The following is a 4,069-nucleotide window of genomic DNA, read 5'->3' as shown; positions in this document are numbered from 1 at the left end:
TGGGCTGGGCGGGGGAGGGTATGGTGCCCGCCGCGGTGCCGTATGTGAAAATGGTGACTCCGTGGGGCGGCCCCCCTGACTGCGGCCGGGTACCGACGGTGTTTCCCGCGGGTACCGGGCCGCGCGCACTGCGGTCACGCGAGGACCGCGAGGAGCCTCACGTCATGCGGGTGGCCCACTCCTGGACCTTCTTGATCCGGTCCTGGATCTGGCCCGCCGTCGCCTCGGCGCTCGGCGGGCCGCCGCAGACCCGGCGCAGCTCGTTGTGGAGCACGCCGTGCGGTTTGCCGCTCTGGTGGGTGTAGGCCGACACCATGGTGTTGAGCTGCTTGCGCAGGCTCAGGAGCTGCTTGTGGGTGACCACCGGGCGGGCTTCGGCCGGCTTCTCCAGGAGGTCGGCCTCGGCTGCGGGCTTCGTGCGGCTGTGCGCGATCTGCCGGGTCTGCCGCTTCTGGAGCAGCAGCTGCACCTGGTCGGGCTCCAGGAGGCCGGGGATACCGAGGTAGTCCTGCTCCTCCTCGCTGCCCGGGTGGGCCTGCATGCCGAACTCGGCGCCGTCGTACAGCACCCGGTCGAATACGGCGTCGGACTCCAGCGCCTCGAAGGGCAGCTGGTCCTCGGTCTCCTCGTCCTCCAGCCGTTCGGCGTCGGCGAGGAGCTTGTCCTCCTCCGCGAAGGGGTTCTCCTCGTCGCTGCCCTTCTTCGGCTTGTCGAGGACGTGGTCGCGTTCGACCTCCATCTCGTTGGCGAAGTCGAGCAGCATCGGGATGGTGGGGACGAAGACGGAGGCGGTCTCGCCGCGCCTGCGGGAGCGTACGAATCGGCCGACGGCCTGGGCGAAGAAGAGCGGGGTCGAGATCGTCGTCGCGTACACGCCGACCGCCAGGCGGGGTACGTCGACGCCCTCGGACACCATGCGGACGGCGACCATCCAGCGCGAGTCGTCCGCGCTGAACTTGTCGATGTTCTTGGAGGCGGCCTTCTCGTCGGAGAGGACCACGGTCGGCTTCTCGCCGGTGACGGACTTGAGGATCTTCGCGTAGGCGCGGGCCGACTCCTGGTCGGTGGCGATGACCAGTCCGCCGGCGTCCGGGATGCCCTTGCGGACCTCGGTGAGCCGCTTGTCGGCGGCGGTGAGCACGTTGGGGATCCAGTCGCCGGTGGGCGACAGGGCGGTACGCCAGGCCTGTCCGATGGCGTCCTTGGTCATCGGCTCGCCGAGGCGGGCGGCGATCTCGTCGCCGGCCTTGGTGCGCCAGCGCATGTTGCCGCTGTAGCTGAGGAAGATCACCGGGCGGACCACACCGTCGGCGAGGGCGTTGCCGTAGCCGTACGTGTAGTCGGCGGAGGAGCGCCGGATGCCGTCGTTGCCCTCCGCGTACGTGACGAAGGGGATCGGGTTGGTGTCGGAGCGGAACGGCGTGCCCGTGAGCGCGAGTCGCCGGGTGGCGGGATCGAACGCCTCCTGGCAGGCCTCGCCCCAGGACTTCGAGTCACCGGCGTGGTGGATCTCGTCGAGGATCACGAGGGTCTTGCGCTGCTCGCACCGGTTGCGGTGCAGCATCGGACGTACCCCGACACCGGCGTACGTCACGGCGACGCCGTGGTACTCCTTGCTCACCGGCCCGGCGCTGTACTCGGGGTCGAGCTTGATACCTATCCGGGCGGCTGCCTCCGCCCACTGCTTCTTGAGGTGCTCGGTCGGCGCGACGACGGTGATCTGCTGGACGACGTGGTGGTGCAGCAGCCACGAGGCGAGCGTCAGCGCGAAGGTGGTCTTTCCGGCGCCGGGGGTGGCGACCGCGAGGAAGTCGCGCGGCTGCTCCTGGACGTACCTCTCCATGGCGCCCTGCTGCCAGGCTCGCAGCTTGCCCGCCGTGCCCCAGGGGGCGCGGCCGGGAAAGGCGGGTGAGAGGTGGTGGGAGGCGGTAGTAGTCACGGTCTCCGGTTCGGGTCTCTCGGGTACGTGGGGTGCTGCCGGTACCGCCCGGGACACCCGGTACGCGATACGACAACCGGGCCACCTTACCGGGGAGCCGGACGGAACCCCGTACGGACGAGGCGTGGTTCGGGTCCGTTGAGACCCTCTTCACACACCGGAGCCCCCGCCCGCCGGGTCCCTCAGACGGCGTGCGGGGCCCGTACCCGGGTGGCCACCCAGGCCCCCACCAGGGCGACTCCCGCCATGGGCAGGAAGACGGCCGCGAAGGCCCCCGGATGGGCCGCCGAGGCGCCCGCCCGCACGGTCTCGTGGACGGCGCCCACCGCGCCGCCGCCGAGTGCCGCGAAGGCCGCGCCGCCGATCGCGAGGAGCAGGACGTTGGAGAGGCCGTCGGAGATCTGGAGGGCCGCGGAGTTGGCTCCCGCCTCCTGCGGGGTGGAGAGCTTGAGCATCATCACACTGGTCGAGGCGATCACCATGCCCATGCCGAAACAGCCGACCGCCCAGGCGCCGGCCACGGTCCAGGCGGGCACGGAGGGGATCAGCACGGAGGGAGCGGCCAGGATCGCCACGGTGACCATGAGCATGCCGACGAACATCAGCCGCTCCCGGTGCGGCTCCATCCGGGGCCGGGACTGGATGAACGATCCGAGCGCCCAGGTACCGCCGCCCGCCGCGAGCGACAGCCCGGCCATGGTCGGGCTCAGCCCGCGCTGGGTCACCAGCATCAGCGGTACGAAGGACTCGGCGGCGATGAAGGACCCGGCCGAGACCCCGCGCAGCAGCACGACGGCGGGCAGCCCGCGCACGGCACGCACGGTTCCGACGGGCAGCAGTCCCCGGACCGCGGGGACCAGCAGCGCGGCCCCCAGGGCGGCGGGCAGAGCTGCGAACCAGTTCAGTTCCTGCCCGGCGTACTGGAGCAGCCCGGCGCCCACGGAGATGGCCAGGGCGAGCCGGATGCGCCGGCGGTCGAAGGGCTTGGCGCCCGCGGCCTCGTCCGCCGGGCCCGAGGCCCTGCGACGTATCGCGGGCAGTGCGAGCGCCAGCGGGAACACGATGAGGACCGGGATGCCGGTGAAGACCCAGCGCCAGCCGAGGTGCTCGGTGACGGTGCCCGAGGCGAGCGGTCCGACCACGGAGGGGATGACCCAGCTCGCGGCGAAGGCGGCCATGATCGCGGGGCGCAGTCGCTCCGGGTAGGCGCGGCCGACGACGACGTACAGGGCGACGATGACCAGTCCCCCGCCGAGCCCCTGCACGGCCCGGCCCGCGACGAACATCCACATGCCGGTCGCGCCGCCGGAGAGCAGCAGCCCGGCGGCGAAGGAGCTGATCCCTGCCGCGAGGGGGCCGAGCGGCCCGCTGCGGTCGGCCCACTGCCCGGAGAACACCATGGCGAAGAGGCTGGTGGTGAAGTACGCGGAGAAGGCGAAGGCGTACAGCGGGACCCCGTGCAGCTCGCGTGCGGCGACCGGCATCGCGGTTCCCACGGCGGTCGCCTCGAAGGCGATGAGCAGCACGACGGAGACGATGCCGATGCTCAGGGCGCGGTAGGTCCGGCCCAGTACGCCTTCGGTGGGGTCGTCGGCCCCGCTGCCGTCCGGGGCGGCCACGTCGCCCGCCGTCGGGTCGTGGGAAGCCGGGGCGCCGGCGGGCAGGGGGGCGGGCGCGACATCGGCGTCGCGCGGGTCGAGGGCGGTCATCGCACCAGGGTAAGGGGCATACGCCGGGTTGGGCCCTGTCGCGGGGAGGGGGTGCGGTGGTCCGATGGTCGTAGGCCCGTGCCCCCGTCCGTGCGGCTCCGCGCCCCCGGTCCGCGCCTCGTCCCGGGCCCTGCGCGCGGGGCGCGGGTCCTCCGGGGCGCCGGGCGCCGGGTGGTGCGGTTGTGAACGGCGTGTGGCAGTCGCATTGCGGGCCCGTCGAAACCCTTGAGCCCGCAGCCCTCCGGGCCGTACGGTCGTGGCAACACCGAGGCACCACACCTCGGCCGTGTGCCCGAGAGGTTCAGGGGCTCGACTGCAACTCGAGTTACACCGGTTCGAATCCGGTCACGGCCTCAAGAAGAACGCGGCGCTCGCGTCGTACGGACAGCAACGGCGGCGGCCGTCCCCATGGTGCGGGGAC

General features: G+C 72.2%; 2 protein-coding genes and 1 tRNA gene. 1 reads left to right on the top strand and 2 read right to left on the bottom strand.

Going from position 1 to position 4,069, the window contains the following annotated elements; genetic code table 11:
* Positions 1-157: 157 nt before the first annotated feature.
* Positions 158-1,939 (bottom strand): DEAD/DEAH box helicase, encoded by a 1,782-nt coding sequence (locus ACFWEP_RS32595; protein ID WP_387375599.1) that lies wholly within the window; start codon positions 1,937-1,939, stop codon positions 158-160.
* A 182-nt stretch (positions 1,940-2,121) separates the two neighbouring features.
* Entirely contained in the window at positions 2,122-3,648 is a 1,527-nt protein-coding gene (locus ACFWEP_RS32590) for an MFS transporter (protein ID WP_387375597.1), read from the bottom strand.
* A 282-nt stretch (positions 3,649-3,930) separates the two neighbouring features.
* Here ACFWEP_RS32590 and ACFWEP_RS32585 point away from each other — a divergent pair.
* Positions 3,931-4,002, top strand: a tRNA-Cys gene (locus ACFWEP_RS32585).
* The last annotated feature ends 67 nt before the right edge of the window (positions 4,003-4,069 follow it).

Origin of the sequence: Streptomyces sp. NPDC060198 (genome assembly GCF_042728415.1) — a bacterium.
Taxonomy (GTDB): domain Bacteria; phylum Actinomycetota; class Actinomycetes; order Streptomycetales; family Streptomycetaceae; genus Streptomyces.
Note: the sequence above shows the minus strand (reverse complement) of the source record. Positions and strands in the feature narration are given on the sequence as shown.

Bases quoted from the DNA above. Each gene is read 5' to 3' on its own strand.
- ACFWEP_RS32590 (WP_387375597.1), bottom strand. From the start codon at position 3,648: ATGACCGCCCTCGACCCGCGCGACGCCGATGTCGCGCCCGCCCCCCTG.